We start from the raw sequence: 21,445 nt of genomic DNA, 5'->3' as shown, positions 1-21,445 counted from the left end.
TTTTCCTCGGCTGTGTTTTTTCTGTCATTAGGTCTGCCGATGTTGCGGCGCGATGTCAACGCGCACGACGTCTTGCACCGCTGCGCGATGCGGGGCAAAAGCAGGGCATGACACAGGAAATCACACAGAATCTGGCCGGACGAATTGTTCTGGTCACAGGGGCCTCTCGCGGGCTGGGGCGCGGCGTAGCTGAGGTTGCTGCCGCGCGTGGGGCACATGTGGTGGCGTTGGCGCGCACCGTCGGCGGGTTAGAGGACCTGGCCGACGTTGTGGACACGTTGCCGGGTGAGATCACGCTGGTGCCATTGGATATTGCCGACGATGCCGGTTTGCAGCGTATGTGCCTGTCAATTCATGAGCGTTGGGGCCGGGTTGATGGCTGGGTTCACACGGCAATCTATGCCGCGCCGCTATCCCCCGCCGCCCATGTCGCGGTTAAGGAATTGGACAAATCCATTGCGGTAAACTGGCGCGCTGCACAACGGCTGGTAACAATGTTGGAGCCGCTGCTGAAGGCCTCCGATACCGGCCACGCAATCTTACCCGACGATCCGATGGTTGGTGCGGCCTATCATGGTGGATATGGCGCGTCCAAGGCAGCACAGCGCGCCCTATGGCAAAGCTGGCAGGCAGAATCTGCGCAAATCGGGCCTAAAGTATCCCTGCACGCCCCCGCGCCAATGGCAACGGCAGTACGTGCACGTTTTCACCCCGGTGAGAATCGCGATACCCTCGCAGATATTCGCACCGAGGCGGAAAAGCTGGTTGCGCTGCTGCAATAGCAGCGCAACCCCACTCAATATTCGTTATCTTTGAAACCGGCCCGCTTACGCAGTTTTGTCGCGCGGTGAACCTTACGATCAGCGTAGGGGTTTTCACGCTTGCGCAATTCCAGACGGATCGGCACGCCCTGCATGTCAAAGTCACGGCGCAAACCATTGACCAAGAAACGCTTATACGCGGTCGGCAAATCCTCAGGCAGGGAACAGAACGCGATAAAGGTCGGCGGGCGCGTTTTGGCCTGCGTCATATAACGCAGACGAATACGGCGACCACCCGGTGCGGGCGGCGGGTGGCTGGCGACCATATCGATCAGCCATTGGTTCAGCTTGCCAGTCGAAATCCGCTTGTTCCAGATCTCATGCTGCTTCTCGATCGCCTCACGCAGACGGTCCAGACCACGACCTGTCAGCGCCGAAACGGTGATCAGGGGTGTGCCTGAAAGCTGGGGCAGCAAACGGTCGAGCTGCTCCTTCATGCTGGACAGTTTCTCGGCGCGGTTATCCTCAGCATCCCATTTGTTCGCGGCAAAGACCACGGCGCGGCCCTCACGCTCCGCCAAATCGGCGATGCGCAAATCCTGGCTTTCGAACGGGATCGAGGTGTCGAGGACGACGACCACAACCTCCGCAAATTTTACGGCGCGCAGGCCATCGGAAACCGAGAGTTTCTCAAGCTTTTCCTGTACCTTCGCCTTACGCCGCATACCGGCCGTGTCGAAGATACGGAAATCGCGCTCGCCCCACTTGGTGGTGACGGCGATAGAATCACGGGTGATTCCCGCCTCGGGTCCGGTTAGCAGGCGATCCTGACCGATGATCTTGTTAATCAGCGTGGACTTACCGGCATTCGGGCGGCCAACAACGGCGATTTGCAGGGGACGATCGGTGGCTTCTTCGTCCTCCTCCAGTTCAACCTCGGCGACCTCATTTTCGAATTTCTCGGCCCATGGTTCCAGCACGGCGCGCAATTCGTCCATGCCCTCACCATGCTCGGCGGAGATGGCGACAGGCTCACCCAGACCCAGCGTGTAGGCCTCGTAGAAGCCCGCATCGCCGGCATTTCCCTCAGCCTTGTTTGCAGCAACGACCACACGGCCATTTGCGCGCTTTCGCAAAATATCCGCGAAAACAAGGTCTTGGCGCGTCACGCCGGTGCGAGCATCGATGATGAACAGGCACAGATCGGCCTCACCCACGGCGCGTTCGGTCAGGGCGCGCATACGGCCGGGTAGGCTTTCGTCGCTTGCCTCCTCCAGACCGGCGGTGTCCATAACGTTGAACCGCAGATGGCCGAGGCGCGCAGCACCCTCCCGCAGGTCGCGGGTAACACCCGGCTGATCATCGACCAGCGCGAGGCGCTTTCCGACGAGCCGGTTAAACAGCGTGGATTTGCCGACATTCGGACGACCGACGATGGCGAGGGTAAAGGACATGGGCTCACTCAATGATGCGAAGCGTGGGCTTTAACGCCTTTGCACCGCGTTGGAAAGGGGCAGTCCGCCACCTGCGCCAATAAGGCGGACACGACCGCGGCCAAACCGCACAAACGGAAAGTGTGCAGTCACTGTGCGCGGCCTGCGATGCTAATCTACATATGCAGACCCGCCGTGGCGGACCTGCATGATCTTGAGGCGTAGTTAACGATAGGCGTACAGCGTGCCAGTATTCGACAGAACGTAAAGTGTATTGTCGATCACCGCTGGGGCACCGGCCACGCCACCAGCAACCGCAAGCCGTGTAATAGAGGACCCATCCTCGGGCGAGAAAACCTCAATCCCGTCATGGCCGTTCGCCACGAAAATGCGTCCGCCTGCGACGACAGGGCCGAGATAGCGCGCGGCAATTTCGTCATCATCGGCGTTACGTTCCGCCAATTGAGTTCGCCAGATCACAGCACCGGTTGCACGATCCAGGCGCAACAGTTCCGCCTGATCCGTTACGAAGAACACGGCCTGACCAACAATGGCCGCTGCATCCTGTGCGCCGTCAGGATGTGTCCAGTTGCGTCGGCCCGAGCGCGCATCCAGCGACACCAGACTGCCCGACTGATTGCCAGCAATGACATCAACATCGCCAAACACAGGATCGCCCGTTACGTCCCCGATCGAGGAACGCGCCAGACCACGGCGGCCCGCGGTAATCGCAGCCGCCCACGCACGACGCCCGTTGCGGGAAAAGGCTGCGACCATCTCACCCGACGAAAACGGCAAAACGATTAGCGCACCATTTGTGGCCGCCTGCGATCCTGCCAATACGCCGGCATCGCCGCGTGCGCCGGATAGACGCCACAGGATCTGACCGGAATCAGCATCGTAAGCCGTTGCAACATCATTGCGCGCGACCGCAATCACCCGACGGCCAGCAACGGTTGGCGCGGCTCGGAATGGCGCATCTGCGCGCTGCTGCCACTGAACTGCGCCTGTTGTCGCGTCCAGCGCGTAAATCTCACCAAATCCGGTCGTGGCAAAGAGCGTGCCCTGCCCCAGCGATACACCGCCGCCAAAGCCCTCCTCAGCCGGTTGCCCATCAGCAATCAGCGAGCGGGACCACAGGCGCTGGCCATTTGGGCCAGTTGCGGTGACGCGCGCCTCAGCATCCAGAGTGTAAATCGCAGTTGAGTTTCCAACGGGACCGGAGGTCATCCGCCCGCCCTCAGTGCTGCCCTGCCCGACCGAAACAGCAAAGGCGCGGCTCAGCGTGGGCTGCAATGCAGGATGCGGGATCAGGTGGCTGGCACTGCCGCCCTCATGCGTCCACGCGGAATTCACGCTGGCAACGGGCAGTGGCGTAACGTCGCCGCTGCCTGTGCTCAGCTCAACCTGCGGGCGTACGGGAATACGATCCCCCGGCATGCGTTCCTCGTCCTCGCCAAATAGACCACAGGCCGTCAACGACAGTGCGCCAAGCGCGATCAACGATGCACGAAGGATCATGATTTTCAGTTCCCGTTAGTCTGTACTTGCGGTGTAGTCAGTACAGCAGCGCCTGTGGTGCCGCCTGTCGCAATTATTATTTGGGTTAAACGATCACGCAATCCCGCTGTGGTCAACGGATCTGCCAGTGCAAATTCGAAATCGGCATGCGCTGCCTCGATATCGCCCAGTTCAACATAGGCCAAACCGCGTTGTTCCAGTGCGAGCAATCCCATCTGGCTGCCCCCATCAATTACGGTGGTCAGCGCATCAATCCGGTCCTGCGCGGGCGGCACGGCCCCCGGCACAACGGCCCATTTCAATGTGGCCAGCGCCGTATATAGCGGCGATACCTCGGTCGAATTGCGCAACTCGTCCAGCAGTGCAGATGCACCCGCCGCGTCGCCTGCCTCTGCCATGGCCTGCGCCTGCCCAAAGCCTGCAATCACGTCAGCATCCGCGCCCTGCGTCGCCAATGTTGCATATAGATCGGCGCGCGCGGCAGGATCGGTCGTTTGCTGTGCCGCATCCAACTGACCGCCGAGCGCCTCAGCCGCGGATCGCTGTGCGGCTGTGCGATACTCATTATATGCAGCACCACCAACGATCAGAACCACGGCAGCAACCGCGATCCAGCCATAGCGGCGTGCGTAACTATAGAGCTGGTCACGACGGACCTCTTCGCTCACTTCATCTAGGAATGAATCGGTATTGCTCACCAGAAGCCTCGCTTTAATTTCGGCGCGATCCTATCCGACGTAGCGGCGGGGTGCAAAGCCGTTTCACCAGTGCTTGCCAACGTGCGCGTGATACCGGATATTTCAACCGGACCAGATGGGAGATACCACCGTGATTATCTACGGATTGCACACCTGCACAGTTAGCCAGCGCGCCCGCAAAACGCTGGAGGCAGCAGGCCATCAGGTCACATTCCGCGATATCCGCGAGGAACCGATGACTGAGGCGGAATGGGCCGAGTTGATCGCGGAGTTCGGTGATAATTTGGTAGATCGCAAATCAAATGATTGGCGCATGCTAAGCGATTGGCTAAAACATTCGGAGACAGAGGACCAATTGGCGGCCAAGCCGAAACTAATGGTCCGCCCTGTTATTCGGAACGGGGATTCGCTGCACCTAGGCTGGGATTCAACGGTTGAGGCGGCCCTGCTGAGCGCGTAACCCGTTCAAAATATCTATCTTTGTGCGCTTGCATACATTGCCTGCGACAAAAGAGACCGGCGTTCACTTAAATCACATTAGCACTCTTGTTGCGATGCAACTCTGTCGTTATTTCTGCGTATAACTGGATTAAACGTCCATGCAATAATAACACGCCGGAGCGCACCATGAAAATCATTCCTTTGCTGACGGCGATTGTCGTGTGTGGACTGCTTTATTTGTTCGTGATGGAGCGCGAGCTGATTACAAGCTACTTACCGCAACGCCCCGGCATTGAGGGCGAATCCTCTGAAACGGCACCTGTAGTAGACACAGTAACCGCCCCCGCATCGCCGATGGCACGAGAGGAGCCCCGCCCCGTTGCCGTGGTTGCGATTCATTCGACCGAGCAGGATGTACAAAGTGGTATCGTTTTACGTGGACAGACTGAGGCAGCGCGTCGCCTAGACATTGCTGCGGAAACCAGCGGGCAGGTTATTTCCGAAAAGCTACGCAAGGGACGTTTGATTGAGGAGGGAGAGGTGCTTTGCCGTCTCGATCCCGGTATTCGCGCCGCCACCTTGGCACAGGCCCGTGCGGCATTGAGCGAGGCGCAGGCTAACGACACCGCAGCCGCGCAATTGGCGGAACGTGGCCTGACCGCAGCAAACAGCGCAATTTCCCGCCACGCACAGCTAGAAGCCGCAATCGCAACCGTTGAGGCCGCCGAGCGCGAGATTGAGCGCCTGACCATCACCGCGCCGTTTTCCGGCATTCTGGAAACCGACACAGCCGAGATTGGCACCCTGATGCAGACCGGTGCGGTTTGCGCCACGATCCTTGACCTTAGCACGGTGCGGCTGGTCGGGTTCGCGTCCGAGCGTGATATCGGCCGTATCAGTGTCGGTGCGCAGGCAGGTGGTCGGTTGATCTCGGGCGAGGAAGTCGTTGGCGAGGTTGCCTTTGTCGGACGCTCCGCCGATCCGCTGACCCGTACATTCCGTGTGGAAGTTCTGGTGGACAACGAATCCGGTGCTCTGCGCGACGGGTCCACCGCTGAAATCCTGATCGCGCTGGCCGGTGTGCAGGCGCATCTGCTGCCGCAAACGGCGCTGACACTTGATGATACTGGCGCATTGGGCGTGCGGATTGTTGTGGAGGATACCGCGCAATTCGCCCCCGTTTCCGTCATCCGCGACAGTGCATCGGGCGTCTGGGTTGGTGGACTGCCGGAAAGCGTTGATATCATCGTGGTCGGACAAGAATTCGTCAGCGATGGCCGCGCCGTGGCTGTCACGCGGCGTGATGCGGGAGCAGCCCAATGACCGGAATGATCGATTGGGCCGCCAGCCGTGCCCGGATGATCTTTGCCTTCATTGCCATGTCCTTGGCCGCGGGCATTCTGGCCTATGCCGGATTGCCCAAGGAGGGTGAGCCCGACATCGACATTCCCGTTCTGGTCGTCACGGCCCCTCTGCCCGGCGTCAGTGCAGAGGACGCGGAAACCCTGCTAGTTCAACCGCTTGAGAACGAGTTGCGCGACCTTGAGGGTCTGGCCGACATGTCATCCACCGCGGCCGAGGGGATCGGCATTGTGGTGCTGGAATTTGAATTCGGCTGGGACAAGGCCGCGACAATCGCCGAGGTCCGCGACAAGGTTGACCAAGCCACCGGCGACTTCCCTGCCGCGGCTGAGGACCCGTCGATTGCTGAGATTAACTTCTCCGAATTTCCGATCCTCGTGGTCTCGCTCTCCGGCAACGTCCCTGAACGTACTTTGCTGCGCGTCGTAAAGGACCTGCAAACCGAGGTGGAGGCCCTGCCCGAGGTGCTGGAGGCAGGCCTGGCCGGTCACCGTGACGAAATGCTGGAGGTCACAATCGATCCCCTGAGGCTGGAGGCCTACAACGTCACCGCGCAGGAATTGCTATCCGTGGTGACCAATAACAACCAGTTGGTAAATGCGGGGGCCGTGGACAGTGACAGCGCCTCGTTCAGCGTGAAGGTTCCGTCCAGCTTTGACGATCCCAGCGATGTTTACGACCTGCCGATCAAGGTGAACGGCGACCGCGTGATCACCCTTGGCGATCTGGCCGATATTCGCCTGACATTCGAGGATGCACAGGGCACAGCCCGTTATAACGGTGAAACGACCGTCGCCCTACAGGTGGTCAAACGTAAGGGTGTGAACCTGATCGACACCGTTGCCCTGATCCGCCAAACCGTTGCGGATCAGGTCGCGCTGTGGCCGCCGGAATTGCGCGATGCGGTGCAGGTTGATTTCTCGATGGACGAGTCGACCAATGTGGCCGACATGGTTAGCCAGCTTGAGGCATCGGTTCTGACCGCCATCGCACTGGTGATGATCGTGATGTTGGCGACGCTGGGGATGCGGTCATCGCTGCTGGTTGGCTTTGCCATTCCGACCTCGTTCCTGCTGACCTTTGCGCTGCTATCGGTGCTGGGCTTTACCATTTCCAACATCGTGATGTTCGGCCTGATTTTGGCCGTAGGTATGCTGGTGGATGGCGCGATTGTGGTCGTGGAATATGCCGATAAGCGGATTTCCGATGGTGAGGGGCCGATGCAGGCCTATGCCAATTCCGCCAAGCGGATGTTCTGGCCTATCGTTTCCTCAACCGCGACGACGCTATGTGCGTTTCTGCCGATGCTGTTCTGGCCCGGAATTCCGGGTGAGTTCATGGGCATGTTGCCAGTCACGCTGATCTTTGTTCTGTCGGCTGCGCTGGTGGTGTCCCTGATCTATCTGCCGGTTGTCGGCGGTGTCGCGGGACGTGTTTCGCGGCTGCTGGAGCGGGGCGCGGCTGGCCTGCGGGCGTGGGCGCATTGGATGGTGCGCGTCGTGCTGTTCGCGGTGACTGGGATCGTTCTGGTTGCCATGCTGTACCTGATGATGACAGTGCCTGCCGGTGCGCCGGTTGTTGTGATGGCGGTTCTGGCCACGCTCGCCTTTATGGCGGTGTCGATGGTTGGTGGCTCGCTGAAACCCCATGGACGGATGCAGACGCCACGCGCGGGATATCGGCGCAATGCCTTTGGCTGGCTGACATGGGCGAACACATCGAATCCGATCACACCTGTGCTAACGATCATTGGGGTTGTGGCCTTCGTCGGGTTCACCTTCGGTTATTTCGGCTCGAATAATTACGGCGTGGAATTCTTTGTCGAGCAGGAGCCGGAGCGCGCCGTGGCCTATGTGCGGGCGCGCGGTAATCTCAGCCTTGAGGAAAAGGACCGTCTGGTCGCGCAGGTTGAGGATGTGATCATGGGCGTGGACGGCGTTGAGTCGATCTTTGCCTTTGCCGGTTCCGGCGGTCTGAACCAGAACACCGGCGGCGCGCAGGCACCCAAGGATGCGGTCGGTCAGGTTCAAATCGAACTGCTGCCATGGGGCACGCGCCGCGATGGCAACGATATTCTGGATGAGATCAATGGACGCCTTGCCGAAATTCCCGGTGTCATTGCCGAGATTTCCGAGGCCGCGATGGGTCCTGCCTCGGGCAAGCCTGTCCATCTGCGCCTGACCGGCACGGATTGGGGCGACCTGCAACAGGCCACCGCAACAGTGCGCGATCATTTCATCGAAATGCCCGGCCTGATCGATGTGGAGGACACCCTGCCCCTGCCCGGTATCGACTGGCAAATCGACGTGCATGTGCAGGCCGCTGGCCGCTACGGCGCGGATGTGGCGACAGTTGGCGCAATGGTTCAACTGGTCACGCGCGGCATTTTACTGGACACGATGCGGGTGGATAGCTCGGATGAGGAGATCGACATCCGCGTGCGCTTCCCTGCTGAGGACCGGATTTTGTCCACGCTGGACAGCCTGAAGGTCCGCACCAGCGATGGTCTGGTGCCATTGTCCAACTTCATCACGCGCCAGCCTGTGCCAAAACTGGCCGAGATCAACCGCTATAATTCCGAGCGGTATTTCGACGTTAAGGCCAATGTAACCTCGGATTTGTACAAGATCGTTGACGCCGATGGCACCACTCTGCGCTTTGCCGGTGCCGATGCGGAACTGGCCGAGGGCGAGCAACTGGTTCTGCTGAACCCGACCGAGCGGATTGCCGAGCTTACGCAATGGCTCGAATCCGAAAACGTGCTGCCAGCCTCGGTCGATTGGCAGTGGACCGGCGATCAGGAGGATCAGGCAGAGAGCGGCGCATTCCTGATGAGCGCCTTTGCCGGTGCGCTGGGGCTGATGTTCGTGATCCTGTTGGCGCAGTTCAACAGCCTGTTCAACTCCGTCGTTGTTCTGCTGGCCGTCATCATGTCGGTGGCGGGGTCGTTGTGGGGGATGATGATTATGCAGCAGCCCTTCTCGATCATCATGACCGGTACAGGGATTGTCGCGCTGGCGGGGATTGTGGTGAACAACAACATCGTTCTGATCGACACCTATCAGGAATATGCCCGCTATATGCCGCGGTTAGAGGCAATTTCGCGCACTGCACAGGATCGCCTGCGGCCCGTGCTGCTGACCACAATCACGACAATGGCAGGGCTTGCCCCGATGGCGCTGGGGATTAACCTGGATTTCGCGGCGGGCGGTTATACCGTCAATGCGCCGACGGCCCTGTGGTGGACGCAGTTGGCAACGGCGGTTGTGTTCGGATTGGGTATCGCGACGGTTCTGACACTGATCTTTACACCGGCCATGCTGGCGGCGCGGGTGTGGGCCGGAGTGGTCTTCCTATGGATCGTGCGTTGGGTGCGGGGGCGTATCCTTGGCAACAAACGCATCCTCGCCGACATGCGGCTAAAGGCGGAGCGGCGGCGCACGATGCGCGAGGCCGGTGCCTTTGCATGGGATTGGCCCGAGGATGAGCAGGCCGTGCTGCCAACAGATACAGAACCATTTGATCCATTCCGACCGGCGCAGCAGCCACGTCCCGCAGAATAGAAAGGGACCGCATCACGCGGCCCTTTTCACTATTACAGACCGCTTTAGAACAGCGCGTGGCCGATCAGGCCGATAGCGGTAAAGACCAGAACGATCAGCGTGGCCAAGGTGCCGACCATCCGCTGCCAGCCCGGTGCGTCCTCAGCAATGAAGTGCATTGCGTGCAGCAAGCGACCAATGGTCAACACGATACCGGCAATGTGGATCGCCATGGCGGGCGCACCTTGCAGTGCCATGATCATCAACATAATCAACGCCATAGGGACATATTCGACGAAGTTGGCCTGCCCCCGTATCGCGCGGATCAGTGGGGCATATCCCCCGTCGCCAACCGAGACTTTGCCAGCCCCGCGACGTTTCATAACATTTACGGCAAGCCAAATGAGGATGAAGGTGTTGAACGCAGCGTATAGCGCAATGGCGTTCAGGGCGGGTTCTGTCATGATCTGTCCTATCCATGCTGAGGGCATCGATACAGTGACAGCACACTCGCCCCGCGCAACAGTTCAGTTGCACATCAGGGTGCAGCCCGCGCACATGGCGCGGACTGCGGATCAGGATTACTCGGCAATCGTGGCCGAGATAATGCGATCAGGGTTCGAAACCGCACCATTGCTGCCAGCGCCGCGTGTGATGCCGTTGACGACATCCATGCCCTCGGACACTTCACCAATTACGGTGTACTGGCCGTTCAGGAACGCGCCTTCCTCAAACATGATGAAGAACTGCGAGTTCGCCGAATTCGGGTTCTGCGAACGCGCCATGCCAACAACGCCCGGACCGAAGTTCAGGTCCGAGAATTCCGCTGGCAGGTTGTCCAGATCGGAACCGCCCGTGCCTGCGGGGCAGGATGCACCCTCGACACCGCAGCGCACATCACCGGTTTGGGCCATGAAGCCCTCAATCACGCGGTGGAATGCAACGCCGTCATAGGCGCCCTGATTGGCCAGCGTTACGATACGCTCCACATGCAGGGGTGCCGCATCCGCGTTGAGCGCGATGGTGATTTCACCCGACTCAAGCTCCAGCACCAGATCCTGCGCGGCAAGTGGCGTTGCGGCCAGCGCTGCGACAAATGCGAGGCGGGCGATCATACTGTGTCACCCATGCGCACTGTGATCATGCGGTCAGGATCGGTAACAGCACCGGAACCACCTGCGCCACGCTTGATCTGATCAACGTGGTCCATGCCCTTGGTCACCTGACCAAAGACTGTGTACTGGCCGTTCAGGAACGCGCCTTCCTCGAACATGATAAAGAACTGCGAGTTGGCGGAGTTCGGGTTCTGCGAACGGGCCATGCCTGCTGTTCCACGCTCGAACGGAACGCGGGAAAATTCTGCGGGCAGATCGGGCAGATCGGAACCGCCGGTGCCTGCGCGACGGGGGTCGCCGCCCTCTTTACCATGCTCAACATCGCCGGTTTGCGCCATGAAGCCGTCGATGACGCGGTGGAACGCCACGCCGTCATAAGCCTTTGCCGCGACGAGAGCTTTCATACGCTCAACATGCTTTGGCGCCACATCGGGCAGCAGTGCAATATGCACCTCACCAGCGGGCAGCGTGATAATCATGGTGTTCTCGGGTGTTGCGTCGGCCATGTGGATCTCCTCGCGTTTTCATTCGCCATCTATGTAGGGCCGCAGACGCCGTTAGGCCAGAGGGTCAGGCCAATGCAGTCCACTCAATTCCCCTAGGAAAGGCGTTCCTGCAATGCAGTTGCGATCGCTGGTGGGACAAAGGACGATATATCGCCGCCCAGACGGCAGATTTCCTTGACCAAGCGCGACGCGATTGCCTGATGATGCACATCGGCCATCAGGAACACCGTTTCGATATCGTCATTCATGGCGCGGTTCATGCCCACCATCTGAAATTCATATTCAAAATCGGACACGGCGCGCAGGCCGCGAATGATCATGCTAGCACCAACATCCTGCGCAGCGTGGATCAGCAGGTTTTCAAACGGGTGCACAACCAGCTCACAGCCAATTTCATCGGCATAGGGGCGTGCCTCGGCCTCGATCATCGCGACCCGCTCCTCCAACGTGAACAGGGGGCCCTTGTCGCGATTTATCGCCACGCCAATCACGAGCCTATCGGTCAACGACATCGCGCGGCGAATAACGTCGAGATGTCCCAGAGTCACCGGATCGAACGTACCGGGGTATAGGGCTGTGCGCATAAGGATGCTCTCCAAATCAGTTCCACCAACGATGGCGGCACCCTGACGCAACATTATTGCGCCACCAAGGTCAAGCGCAGTTGCAGCATTTGCGCGCCAAGAGATTTTCGGTTGACCTGATCGATTTTTAGGAACAGACACCTTTTTGCAACAATTCACCGCAACGGATATGCGAAAACCCTATCCACTATGGAGATTTCTATGATTGCAACCGATACTAGCCCCGTAAATCAACGCGCGCGTATCATCACCCTGCGCATTGTCGCGCTGGCTGTCATTCCGCTTATCATCTTTAGCACTCCGGCATGGGGCGTTGATTCGCTTGCCCTTGAGTTCTTTGAGAATGTCGGCATTTTGCTGCTGATCGCAGGCGTAATCGGGCGACTGTGGTCGATCCTATATGCAGGCGGACGCAAGAATAAGACGATCGTTCAGATCGGTCCCTACTCGATCAGCCGCCACCCGCTTTACATGTTTTCGACGCTGGCGGTGCTGGGGCTGGGCATGATGCTGGGATCTGTCGTGCTGACAATCCTGCTGACCGGAACTGTATTTCTGATCCTGCGATCCACTGCGCAGCGCGAGGAAAAGCATCTGCGGGCCAAATTCGGGCCGGTTTATGATGAATATGCCGCCCGCGTGCCACAAATCATCCCCAGCCCGTTCGCCTATGTCTCAACCCAAGAGGTCACCGTGGATGTTCGCGCATTTCACCGCACCATTGTGGATGCGATGAGTTTTCTGATGCTGATCCCGTTTGCGGAATTTGTTGAGATCCTGCGAGAGGTCCAGTCGATCCCGCATTTCGTCATCTGGTAGGCACGGCGGCCGAAACCGCCGCGCGGATCAGTAGCCGCGAATCATATCGGCCAGGGCGGAGTTTTCATTCTCCACTTCGCCCAGCCGCGCCTTTACCACGTCACCGATGGAAATCACGCCCAGCACCTCACCACCGGCGCCCTGAACGGGCATGTGGCGAAACCGGCCACGGGTCATGCGGGCCAGCACCTCAACCGCCTCATCAGCGGGGATGCAAGATTGCACCTTGGCCGTCATAATGTCCATGACCGTGTCAGACAGCGCCTTTGCACCGCGAGCACCCACCTCACGCACGATATCACGCTCTGACAGGATTCCACGGATCGTGGCGCCCCCGTCATCGGACACAATCAGCGCTCCGATCTTGAGCTTGGATAGCATTTGCGTCGCGTCGGAAACTGACGCATCCGCGGATACAGTTTGGACCCCAACGGGCTTCGAAGCGAGAATGTGCTGTACGAGCATGGCTTTACCCTCCTGTCTGAGCTCCAACTGTGACGCAGGTATATTGGACCCGTCAAGCAGCATAGATTTTCCACGCGCAATCATACGATTCACGACGGCGCTACTCCGCAGCTATCGAGCGTTTGGCCAGCATATCGCGCAAGTAATGACCGGTATGACTGCCCTCGGTTTTTGCCACCTTTTCAGGCGTACCTGCGGCCACGATCTGTCCGCCGCCATCGCCGCCCTCCGGTCCGATATCGATGATCCAGTCGGCGCATTTTATGACGTCGAGGTTATGCTCGATCACGACGACGGAATTGCCCTGATCCACCAGTTCCTGAATTACCTCCAGCAGCTTGTTCACATCCTCGAAATGCAGGCCGGTTGTTGGTTCATCGAGGATATACAGCGTGCGACCGGTGGCGCGTTTGCTCAACTCCTTGGACAGTTTGACGCGCTGCGCCTCGCCCCCTGATAGCGTGGTCGAGGATTGGCCCACCTTGATATAGCCGAGGCCCACCCGTTTGAGCGTTTCCATCTTGTCACGGATCGACGGCACGGCCTGAAACAGCTCGGCCGCGTCCTCGATCGTCATGTCCAGCACGTCGGCGATGGAGTGGCCCTTGAACTTCACCTCCAGCGTTTCGCGGTTATAGCGCGCGCCGTTGCAGGTTTCGCAGGTGACATAGACATCGGGCAGGAAGTGCATTTCGATCTTGATCAGGCCATCACCCTGACAGGCCTCGCACCGTCCGCCCTTTACGTTGAAGGAGAACCGCCCTGCCTTGTACCCACGGGTCTTTGCCTCGGGCATACCGGCGAACCATTCGCGGATCGGCGTAAACGCGCCAGTATAGGTGGCGGGGTTCGAGCGTGGCGTGCGGCCAATCGGGGATTGGTCGATGTCGATGACCTTATCCAGATTCTCCAACCCCTTGATCTGTTCGCAGGGCGCAGGGGTTTGGCGCGCACCGTTCAGACGCATGGAGGCGGTCTTGAACAACGTTTCAATCGTCAGCGTGGATTTACCACCGCCCGACACGCCGGTCACACAGCATAATAGGCCCAGCGGGAATTCGGCGGTGACGTTTTTCAGGTTGTTGCCTGTCGCCTTAACCACCTTCACCTTTTTGCCCGACCCCTTGCGCCGCTTGCGCGGGATCGCGATTTCGCGGGCGCCGGTCAGGTATTGGCCCGTGATCGAATCCGGAGATGCGGCGATGTCCGCAGGTGTTCCGCGTGCGATGATCTGACCGCCATGCACACCCGCGCCGGGACCGATATCGAGGACGTAATCCGCCTCACGAATTGCCTCCTCGTCATGCTCCACCACAATCACGGTATTGCCCGCATCGCGCAGGTTTTTCAGCGTGGTCAGCAGGCGATCATTGTCGCGTTGGTGCAGGCCGATGGAGGGTTCGTCCAATACATATAGAACACCCGTCAGGCCGGAGCCGATCTGGCTGGCCAATCTGATCCGCTGGCTTTCACCACCAGACAGCGTGCCGGAATTCCGGCTGAGCGTCAGATAATCCAGACCAACATTCACGAGGAAGCCCAGCCGCTCACGGATTTCCTTAAAGATCGCGCGGGCGATTTCCTGCCGCTGATGGGTCAGCGTTTCGGGCGCACGCTCGATCCAGTCCAGCGCCTCACGAATGGAAAGCTGCACCACCTGCCCCGCGTGGAAGCCGTCGATTTTGACGGCCAGCGCCTCAGGCTTCAGGCGGTAACCATCACAGGCACCACAAGCGCGGTTGTTCTGGTAGCGCTCCATCTCCTCACGCGACCAAGAACTGTCCGTCTCACGATAGCGGCGCTCCATGTTCGGAATAACGCCCTCGAACACGCGCGAGATTTCGTAGACACGACCGCCCTCATCATAGCGGAATTTCAGCTTTTCCTCGCCGGAACCGTGCAGGATGATCTGCTTCACATGGGGCGGCAATTTGTGCCACGGGGCGTGTTTATCAAATTCGTAATGCGTCGCCAGTGCGTCGATGGTCTGGCGGAAATATGGGGATTTGGATTTGGACCACGGGGCAACCGCGCCCTTGTACAGGCTGAGGGATTCATCGGGGATCACCAGCCGCTCATCAAAGAACAGCTCAACCCCCAGACCATCACAGACCGGACAGGCCCCGAACGGCGCGTTGAACGAGAACAGGCGTGGTTCGATTTCCGGAATGGTGAAACCACTGACCGGACAGGCGAAATTCTCGGAGAAAGTCGTGCGCTCCGGCTCCTCATCCCCGCGCACGGCGGTTTCCAGCACGGCAATGCCGTCGGCCAGATCCAGCGCGGTGCGGAAACTATCGGCAAGGCGGGTTTCCAGCCCCTCCTTCACCACCAGACGATCCACGACCACATCGATATTGTGGCGGAATTTTTTGTCGAGGGTGGGCGGCTCATCCAACTCGTAGAATTCGCCGTCTACCTTTACCCGCTGGAAGCCCTGCTTTTTTAGCTCGGCAAATTCCTTGCGGTACTCCCCCTTACGATCCCGAATGATCGGGGCCAGCAGATAGGCGCGCGTGCCCTCGGGCATGGCCATCACGCGGTCCACCATTTCGGAGACTTGCTGCGCCTCAATCGGCAATCCGGTGGCAGGGGAATAGGGCACGCCGACGCGGGCAAAAAGCAGCCGCATATAGTCGTAGATTTCTGTAACCGTACCAACGGTCGAGCGCGGGTTTTTCGAGGTTGTTTTCTGCTCGATCGAAATTGCGGGGCTAAGGCCGGTAATGTGGTCCACATCCGGCTTTTGCATCATATCGAGGAATTGCCGCGCATAAGCGCTGAGCGATTCAACGTAACGTCGCTGCCCCTCCGCATAGATCGTGTCAAAGGCTAGCGAGGATTTCCCCGAACCTGACAATCCCGTAATGACGATCAGGGTGTCGCGCGGCAAATCCACATCGACAGATTTGAGGTTATGTTCCCGTGCGCCACGGATCGAAATCGTCTTTAGCTCGGCCATGCCCACGCTCCGTTTATGTTGTTCGGCTAGACTTAGCGTCCGCAACGGGATTTACCATAGAACAGAAGTGGAACATATGGAAGCGGCGCGTAACAGCCTGTTAACCGGTGTGATGCAACCATTTGGCGGCGCGATCCGCTTAGGGTAAATATCGGGGGTGCATCGGGTCGCAGGCGGCACTAACTTCGGCCCTCAAACAGAATCACGAGCGGAGAAGCCCCCATGGCAGGCAGCGTCAACAAGGTCATTTTGATCGGCAATTTGGGCCGCGACCCCGAGGTCCGATCCTTTCAGAATGGCGGCAAGGTATGCAACCTGCGCATCGCCACGTCCGAAACATGGCGCGACAAGCAGTCCGGTGAGCGGCGCGAGAAGACCGAATGGCACTCCGTTGCGATTTTTCAGGAGGGGCTGGTGCGCATCGCAGAACAGTACCTGAAAAAAGGCTCGAAGGTTTATATCGAGGGCAAGCTGCAAACCCGCAAATATCAGGACCAGTCCGGCGCGGATCGTTACAGCACCGAGGTTGTGCTGCAAGGGTTCGACGGCACCCTGACCATGCTGGACGGGCCAAACGGCCAGTCGGGCGGCGGCGGTGATTACGGTGGCGGCAGCGGCGGTGGACGCAGCAGCGGCGGTTCCTATGGCGGCGGGGGCGGCAATGGCGGTTCCTATGGCGGTGGCGGCGCATCGGGCGGCGGCAATGCTGGCGGCGGGGGCGGCTACGGCGCAGATATGGATGACGACATTCCGTTCTGATCCGCACAACACCGGATATGACAGGCAAAAAACCGCCTGAAAACACAACTTGCATTGCCCGATTGCGCCCGCGCGTCGGGCAATGCAGCCCTCAACGGCTTCATCGTTGAATTACAGGGGATTTCGCACGCTGAATGATTGCCAATACCCCGCCATTGTCGCATAACATACACACAATATGTAGCGGCACGGGATAGGCAGGACCACGAGTGAGCGATAGCCCAGAAACACCCGAGAACGAAGACGATCTTCCACAGCGGCCTGTCTATGACGGGCCCAGCATCACGATCGAGGAGGAGATGAAACGCTCCTTCCTCGATTATTCGATGAGCGTCATTATTTCTCGCGCGATCCCGGATGTGCGCGACGGTTTGAAACCTGTTCACCGGCGCATCCTGTACGCAATGCACGAAACCGGTAACACCGCCGATAAGGGCTATCGCAAATCTGCGCGCCCCGTTGGTGACGTGATCGGTAAATATCACCCCCATGGCGACACCGCGATCTATGATGCGCTTGTGCGAATGGCGCAGGATTTCTCGATGCGGCTACCGCTGCTCGATGGTCAGGGTAACTTCGGCTCGATGGACGGCGATAGTCCGGCGGCGATGCGTTATACCGAGGTGCGCATGGCGCCCCCCGCTGACGCAATGCTGGCCGATATCGACAAGGATACCGTTGATTTTCAGGCCAACTATGATGGCAAGGATATTGAGCCCTCGGTTCTGCCGTCCCGCTATCCCAACCTGTTGGTGAATGGTGCGGAGGGTATTGCCGTCGGCATGGCCACGCGCATTCCGCCCCATAACTTGGGTGAAGTGCTGGACGCGGCGTCGGCCCTGATCGACAATCCTGATCTAAGCTCTGAGGAGCTGATCGAATACGTCCCTGCCCCCGACTTCCCGACCGGCGGCATTATCATTGGTCGTCAGGGTGCGCGTAAAGCCTATCTGGAGGGACGCGGTTCCGTCGTGATCCGCGCCAAGACCGAGGTCGAGGAAATCCGCAAGGATCGCTATGCCATTGTTGTACGTGAAATCCCCTATCAGGTGAACAAATCCACCATGATTGAGCGGATTGCCGAGCTGGCCCGCGATAAAAAGGTTGAGGGCATCGCCCACGTTCAGGACGAATCTGACCGTTTCGGCGTGCGCGTTGTCATCGAGCTAAAGCGGGACGCGACAGCCGATGTCGTGCTGAACCAGCTTTACCGGTTCACCCCGCTGCAAACCAGTTTTGCCGCGAACATGCTGGCGCTGAACAATGGTAAGCCGGAGCAGTTAACCCTGCGCGGTTTCCTGACCGCCTTCGTCAAATTCCGTGAGGAAGTCGTCGCACGGCGCACCGCCTTTGAGTTGAACAAGGCGCGTGAGCGGGCACATATCCTGTCCGGTCTGGCTGTAGCTGTTGAAAACGTTGACGAAGTTGTCGCGACCATCCGGTCCTCCGCCGATCGGGGTGAGGCACGGGATAAGCTGATGACCCGTCGCTGGCCCGCCGCACAGATTGCGGAATATATCCAGCTGATCGACGATCCCAGCCATAAGATGAACGATGACGGGACCTATAACCTGTCATTGGAACAGGCAAATGCGATCCTAGAATTGCGTCTGCAACGCCTGACTGCGCTTGGCGTGAAGGAAATCACGGATGAGCTGGAAGTGCTGGCCGTGAAGATTGCGGACTTCCTCGATATCCTGCGCTCTCGTGATCGGATCATGGCGATCATTCGCAGCGAAATCGCAGAAGTGCGTGAGAAATATGCGACCCCTCGCCGCTCAGAAATTGTCGACTATGCCGGCGATATGGATGATGAGGACCTGATCGAACCGGCGGAGATGGTCGTGACCATCACCAATGGCGGCTATATCAAGCGGACCCCCCTCGACGAATTCCGCGCGCAGCGGCGCGGCGGTAAGGGGATTGGCGGCATGAACATGAAGGACGAGGACTTCGTCACGACCCTGTTCGTTGCCAACACGCATACGGCGATTCTGTTCTTCACCACCGATGGTATGGTGTTCCAGCTGAAGACGTGGCGCCTGCCGCAGGGTGGACGCAATGCGCGGGGCAAGGCCTTGGTCAACATCCTGCCGATCACTCCGGGCACCGGCATAGCCGCGACAATGCCCGTTGATCGGGATGAGGAGGATTGGGGTGATTTGCAGGTCGTCTTCTCGACCAGTGCGGGTGATGTGCGTCGTAACCGACTGAGCGATTTCACGAATATCATGCGCAACGGCAAGATTGCGATGCGCCTGCCCGACGATGGTACGCGCCTTGTTAACGCCCGTATTTGTGGCGAGGAAGACGACGTGATGCTGGTCACGGCGATGGGCCGCGCGATCCGCTTCCCATCAACGGCGGTGCGTGTGTTTAACTCTCGCACCTCGACCGGTGTGCGCGGGATCAAACTGGCCGAGGGCGATAACGTCGTCAGCATGTCCGTCATTCGCCACTTCGAGGCGGATCCGGCGGAGCGTGCAGCCTATCTGAAAATGCGCCGCGCGGTTGCCGGTTCGGTTGATGATGAAACCGATGAGGATGATGTCGCCCCCGGCGCGATCAGCCCAGAACGTTACGCCGAAATGTCCGCAGCCGAGGATCTGATCCTGACGCTAACGGAAAATGGCGCGGGTAAGTTGAGCTCCTCGCACGATTATCCTGTGCGTGGGCGCGGGGGCCAAGGTGTCATGGCGATGGATAAGGCGCTGCGTGGCGGGCAACTGGTTGCCAGCTTCCCCGTCGAAATCCACGATCAGATCATGCTGGCCACAGATGCAGGGCAGTCGATCCGGACACCGGTTGAGCATATCTCGTTCCGGTCCCGTTCGGCGGGCGGCGTGCGCGTGTTCAACACCCGTGAGGCTGAGAAGGTCGTAAGCGTTGCGTGGATTGCGGAACCTGATGAGGAAGACGCCCTGCCCGATGCAACACCGGATGCACCTAGCGCAGAGTGATCCGTTAAGAATAGCAGGTCGGGTTCAGCCCGGCCTGCATGCCCCCAAACATATTTGACGGGCAAAATCGGGTAGAGTGCTTTTCAAACCCGACGCGGCGGCGTACATGGCACGCATGACAAATCCCATCCATATTATCGGCGGCGGCATGGCCGGATGTGAGGCAGCCTGGCAGGCAGCTGAGCTTGGCGTGCCGGTCGTGCTTCATGAAATGCGGCCTATGGTCGAAACCTTTGCGCATCAAACGCAGGGCTTGGCCGAGCTGGTTTGCTCCAACTCGTTCCGATCCGATGATGATGAAAGCAACGCGGTCGGCCTGCTGCATTGGGAAATGCGTCAGGCTGGCGGGCTGATAATCTCGACCGGTGATCGCAATTCGCTGCCTGCGGGCGGTGCATTGGCGGTGGATCGGGATGCGTTCTCAGACGAGATCACGGCCAAGATTGAGGCACATCCGCTGATCGAAATCGCGCGGGGTGAGGTTGCAGGCCTACCGCCCGAGGAATGGGGCATCTCGATCATTGCGACCGGCCCGCTGACCTCCCCTGCTATGGCGGAGGCATTGCGCGCGGCAACGGGTGAGGAAAGCCTCGCCTTTTTCGACGCCATCGCGCCGATTGTGCATGCGGACAGCATCGACCTTAGCAAAGCGTGGTTCCAATCCCGCTATGATAAGGGCGAGACGGAGGAGGAGCGGACCGCCTACCTCAACTGCCCGATGGATCGCGATCAATATGAGGCGTTTATCGACGCACTGCTGACCTCGGACAAGACCGAGTTCAAGGAGTGGGAAAAGGACACCCCCTATTTCGACGCCTGCCTACCGATTGAGGTGATGGCGGAGCGTGGTCGCGAAACCCTGCGTTGGGGCCCGATGAAGCCGGTTGGCCTGACCAATCCGCATCAGCCCGATATCAAGGCACATGCGATTGTGCAGTTGCGTCGTGAGAATGCGCTTGGCACTTTGTACAACATTGTCGGTTTTCAGACCAAAATGAAGTACGGCGCGCAAGCGGATGTTTTCAAAAGCATTCCCGGCTTGGAAAACGCCGAATTTGCCCGTCTGGGCGGTATTCATCGCAATACTTTCCTGAACTCCCCTAGGTTGCTTGACACGCAAATGCGCCTGAAGTCGCGCCCTGATCTGCGCTTTGCCGGTCAGGTGACGGGTGTTGAGGGCTATGTGGAATCCGCGGCGATGGGTCTGCTGGCAGGTCGTTTGGCCGCATATGAAAAGCTGGGTGTTGCCGTCGAAATGCCACCACAAACCACGGCGATTGGCGCCCTGTTAGGTCACATCACTGGCGGTGCAGAGGCGGAAACATTCCAGCCGATGAACGTGAATTTTGGCCTGTTCCCACCATTGGAGGCCCCTAAAAAGGGACGGCGCGGTAAGAAGGATCGCAAGATCGCCTATACCGACCGTGCAAAACTGGATTGGGCAGCTTGGCTTGCAGCATTGCCATCGCAATAGTCATTCCCGCCGAACCGCGCTATCCTAGGGTACGGAGGCAGAA

Annotated in this window: 17 protein-coding genes; 8 read left to right on the top strand and 9 right to left on the bottom strand. The window is 59.1% G+C overall.

Annotated elements, in window-relative coordinates; genetic code table 11:
• Window positions 1-107: 107 nt before the first annotated feature.
• Entirely contained in the window at window positions 108-782 is a 675-nt protein-coding gene (locus CR254_RS11425) for an SDR family NAD(P)-dependent oxidoreductase (RefSeq protein ID WP_097930068.1), read from the top strand.
• 14 nt (window positions 783-796) lie between these two features.
• On the opposite strand, the gene der is transcribed toward CR254_RS11425, so the two are convergent.
• From der to CR254_RS11410, 3 genes are all read right to left on the bottom strand, one after another.
• Entirely contained in the window at window positions 797-2,215 is a 1,419-nt protein-coding gene (gene der, locus CR254_RS11420; protein ID WP_097930066.1) for a ribosome biogenesis GTPase Der, read from the bottom strand.
• A 204-nt stretch (window positions 2,216-2,419) separates the two neighbouring features.
• A complete protein-coding gene (locus tag CR254_RS11415) occupies window positions 2,420-3,715 on the bottom strand; it encodes a PQQ-like beta-propeller repeat protein (protein ID WP_097930064.1) in 1,296 nt (431 codons plus the stop codon).
• A gap of 5 nt (window positions 3,716-3,720) precedes the next feature.
• Window positions 3,721-4,413 carry a tetratricopeptide repeat protein gene (locus CR254_RS11410; RefSeq protein ID WP_180955977.1) on the bottom strand — a complete coding sequence of 231 codons (693 nt, stop codon included), beginning with the start codon at window positions 4,411-4,413 and terminating at the stop codon, window positions 3,721-3,723.
• A gap of 130 nt (window positions 4,414-4,543) precedes the next feature.
• Between CR254_RS11410 and CR254_RS11405 the strand changes: the two genes are divergently transcribed.
• From CR254_RS11405 to CR254_RS11395, 3 genes are all read left to right on the top strand, one after another.
• Window positions 4,544-4,873 (top strand): arsenate reductase family protein, encoded by a 330-nt coding sequence (locus tag CR254_RS11405; RefSeq protein ID WP_097930316.1) that lies wholly within the window; start codon window positions 4,544-4,546, stop codon window positions 4,871-4,873.
• A gap of 167 nt (window positions 4,874-5,040) precedes the next feature.
• On the top strand, window positions 5,041-6,177 hold the full coding sequence (locus CR254_RS11400) for an efflux RND transporter periplasmic adaptor subunit (RefSeq protein WP_097930060.1): 1,137 nt from the start codon (window positions 5,041-5,043) through the stop codon (window positions 6,175-6,177).
• On the top strand, window positions 6,174-9,779 hold the full coding sequence (locus CR254_RS11395; protein WP_097930058.1) for an efflux RND transporter permease subunit: 3,606 nt from the start codon (window positions 6,174-6,176) through the stop codon (window positions 9,777-9,779). The genes CR254_RS11400 and CR254_RS11395 overlap by 4 nt, the downstream gene beginning before the upstream one ends.
• A gap of 44 nt (window positions 9,780-9,823) precedes the next feature.
• Here CR254_RS11395 and CR254_RS11390 read toward each other — a convergent pair whose 3' ends face one another.
• The 4 genes from CR254_RS11390 to coaD all read right to left on the bottom strand — a co-directional run bounded on the left by CR254_RS11390 (window position 9,824) and on the right by coaD (window position 11,963).
• Window positions 9,824-10,222, bottom strand: coding sequence for an MAPEG family protein (locus tag CR254_RS11390; RefSeq protein ID WP_180955976.1), 399 nt, complete (start codon window positions 10,220-10,222; stop codon window positions 9,824-9,826).
• Window positions 10,223-10,339: 117 nt separating this feature from the next.
• Complete coding sequence (locus CR254_RS11385) at window positions 10,340-10,873, bottom strand: peptidylprolyl isomerase (protein WP_097930054.1); 534 nt, start codon at window positions 10,871-10,873, stop codon at window positions 10,340-10,342.
• The gene (locus tag CR254_RS11380; RefSeq protein WP_097930052.1) at window positions 10,870-11,379 is read right to left on the bottom strand and encodes a peptidylprolyl isomerase; all 510 of its coding nucleotides are present in this window, start codon (window positions 11,377-11,379) and stop codon (window positions 10,870-10,872) included. The genes CR254_RS11385 and CR254_RS11380 overlap by 4 nt, the downstream gene beginning before the upstream one ends.
• Before the next feature lie 92 nt (window positions 11,380-11,471).
• Complete coding sequence (gene coaD / locus CR254_RS11375; protein ID WP_097930314.1) at window positions 11,472-11,963, bottom strand: pantetheine-phosphate adenylyltransferase; 492 nt, start codon at window positions 11,961-11,963, stop codon at window positions 11,472-11,474.
• A 201-nt stretch (window positions 11,964-12,164) separates the two neighbouring features.
• Between coaD and CR254_RS11370 the strand changes: the two genes are divergently transcribed.
• On the top strand, window positions 12,165-12,782 hold the full coding sequence (locus tag CR254_RS11370) for a methyltransferase family protein (RefSeq protein WP_180955975.1): 618 nt from the start codon (window positions 12,165-12,167) through the stop codon (window positions 12,780-12,782).
• A 27-nt stretch (window positions 12,783-12,809) separates the two neighbouring features.
• On the opposite strand, the gene CR254_RS11365 is transcribed toward CR254_RS11370, so the two are convergent.
• Together CR254_RS11365 and uvrA are read right to left on the bottom strand one after the other, a co-directional pair.
• On the bottom strand, window positions 12,810-13,247 hold the full coding sequence (locus CR254_RS11365; RefSeq protein WP_097930048.1) for a CBS domain-containing protein: 438 nt from the start codon (window positions 13,245-13,247) through the stop codon (window positions 12,810-12,812).
• Window positions 13,248-13,347: 100 nt separating this feature from the next.
• Window positions 13,348-16,209 (bottom strand): excinuclease ABC subunit UvrA, encoded by a 2,862-nt coding sequence (uvrA, locus tag CR254_RS11360; RefSeq protein WP_097930046.1) that lies wholly within the window; start codon window positions 16,207-16,209, stop codon window positions 13,348-13,350.
• Between the two features lie 222 nt (window positions 16,210-16,431).
• On the opposite strand from uvrA, the gene ssb reads away from it, so the two are divergent.
• The 3 genes from ssb (at window position 16,432) to trmFO (ending at window position 21,402) form a co-directional block, all read left to right on the top strand.
• Entirely contained in the window at window positions 16,432-16,968 is a 537-nt protein-coding gene (gene ssb, locus CR254_RS11355) for a single-stranded DNA-binding protein (RefSeq protein ID WP_097930045.1), read from the top strand.
• Window positions 16,969-17,177: 209 nt separating this feature from the next.
• On the top strand, window positions 17,178-19,928 hold the full coding sequence (gene gyrA / locus CR254_RS11350) for a DNA gyrase subunit A (protein WP_097930043.1): 2,751 nt from the start codon (window positions 17,178-17,180) through the stop codon (window positions 19,926-19,928).
• A 115-nt stretch (window positions 19,929-20,043) separates the two neighbouring features.
• A complete protein-coding gene (trmFO, locus tag CR254_RS11345) occupies window positions 20,044-21,402 on the top strand; it encodes a methylenetetrahydrofolate--tRNA-(uracil(54)-C(5))-methyltransferase (FADH(2)-oxidizing) TrmFO (protein ID WP_097930312.1) in 1,359 nt (452 codons plus the stop codon).
• The last annotated feature ends 43 nt before the right edge of the window (window positions 21,403-21,445 follow it).

Origin of the sequence: Pontivivens marinum (genome assembly GCF_900231835.1) — a bacterium.
GTDB classification, from domain to species: domain Bacteria; phylum Pseudomonadota; class Alphaproteobacteria; order Rhodobacterales; family Rhodobacteraceae; genus Pontivivens; species Pontivivens marinum.
Note: the sequence above shows the minus strand (reverse complement) of the source record. Positions and strands in the feature narration are given on the sequence as shown.

What these genes read in the sequence shown, in the direction of transcription:
- CR254_RS11380 (WP_097930052.1), bottom strand. Translation starts at nt 11,379, where the DNA reads ATGGCCGACGCAACACCCGAGAACACCATGATTATCACGCTGCCCGCT.
- CR254_RS11395 (WP_097930058.1), top strand. Translation starts at nt 6,174, where the DNA reads ATGACCGGAATGATCGATTGGGCCGCCAGCCGTGCCCGGATGATCTTT.
- der (WP_097930066.1), bottom strand. Translation starts at nt 2,215, where the DNA reads ATGTCCTTTACCCTCGCCATCGTCGGTCGTCCGAATGTCGGCAAATCC.
- CR254_RS11365 (WP_097930048.1), bottom strand. Translation starts at nt 13,247, where the DNA reads ATGCTCGTACAGCACATTCTCGCTTCGAAGCCCGTTGGGGTCCAAACT.
- CR254_RS11425 (WP_097930068.1), top strand. Translation starts at nt 108, where the DNA reads ATGACACAGGAAATCACACAGAATCTGGCCGGACGAATTGTTCTGGTC.
- CR254_RS11385 (WP_097930054.1), bottom strand. Translation starts at nt 10,873, where the DNA reads ATGATCGCCCGCCTCGCATTTGTCGCAGCGCTGGCCGCAACGCCACTT.
- CR254_RS11415 (WP_097930064.1), bottom strand. Translation starts at nt 3,715, where the DNA reads ATGATCCTTCGTGCATCGTTGATCGCGCTTGGCGCACTGTCGTTGACG.
- CR254_RS11390 (WP_180955976.1), bottom strand. Translation starts at nt 10,222, where the DNA reads ATGACAGAACCCGCCCTGAACGCCATTGCGCTATACGCTGCGTTCAAC.
- CR254_RS11370 (WP_180955975.1), top strand. Translation starts at nt 12,165, where the DNA reads ATGATTGCAACCGATACTAGCCCCGTAAATCAACGCGCGCGTATCATC.
- trmFO (WP_097930312.1), top strand. Translation starts at nt 20,044, where the DNA reads ATGACAAATCCCATCCATATTATCGGCGGCGGCATGGCCGGATGTGAG.
- CR254_RS11400 (WP_097930060.1), top strand. Translation starts at nt 5,041, where the DNA reads ATGAAAATCATTCCTTTGCTGACGGCGATTGTCGTGTGTGGACTGCTT.
- ssb (WP_097930045.1), top strand. Translation starts at nt 16,432, where the DNA reads ATGGCAGGCAGCGTCAACAAGGTCATTTTGATCGGCAATTTGGGCCGC.
- coaD (WP_097930314.1), bottom strand. Translation starts at nt 11,963, where the DNA reads ATGCGCACAGCCCTATACCCCGGTACGTTCGATCCGGTGACTCTGGGA.
- uvrA (WP_097930046.1), bottom strand. Translation starts at nt 16,209, where the DNA reads ATGGCCGAGCTAAAGACGATTTCGATCCGTGGCGCACGGGAACATAAC.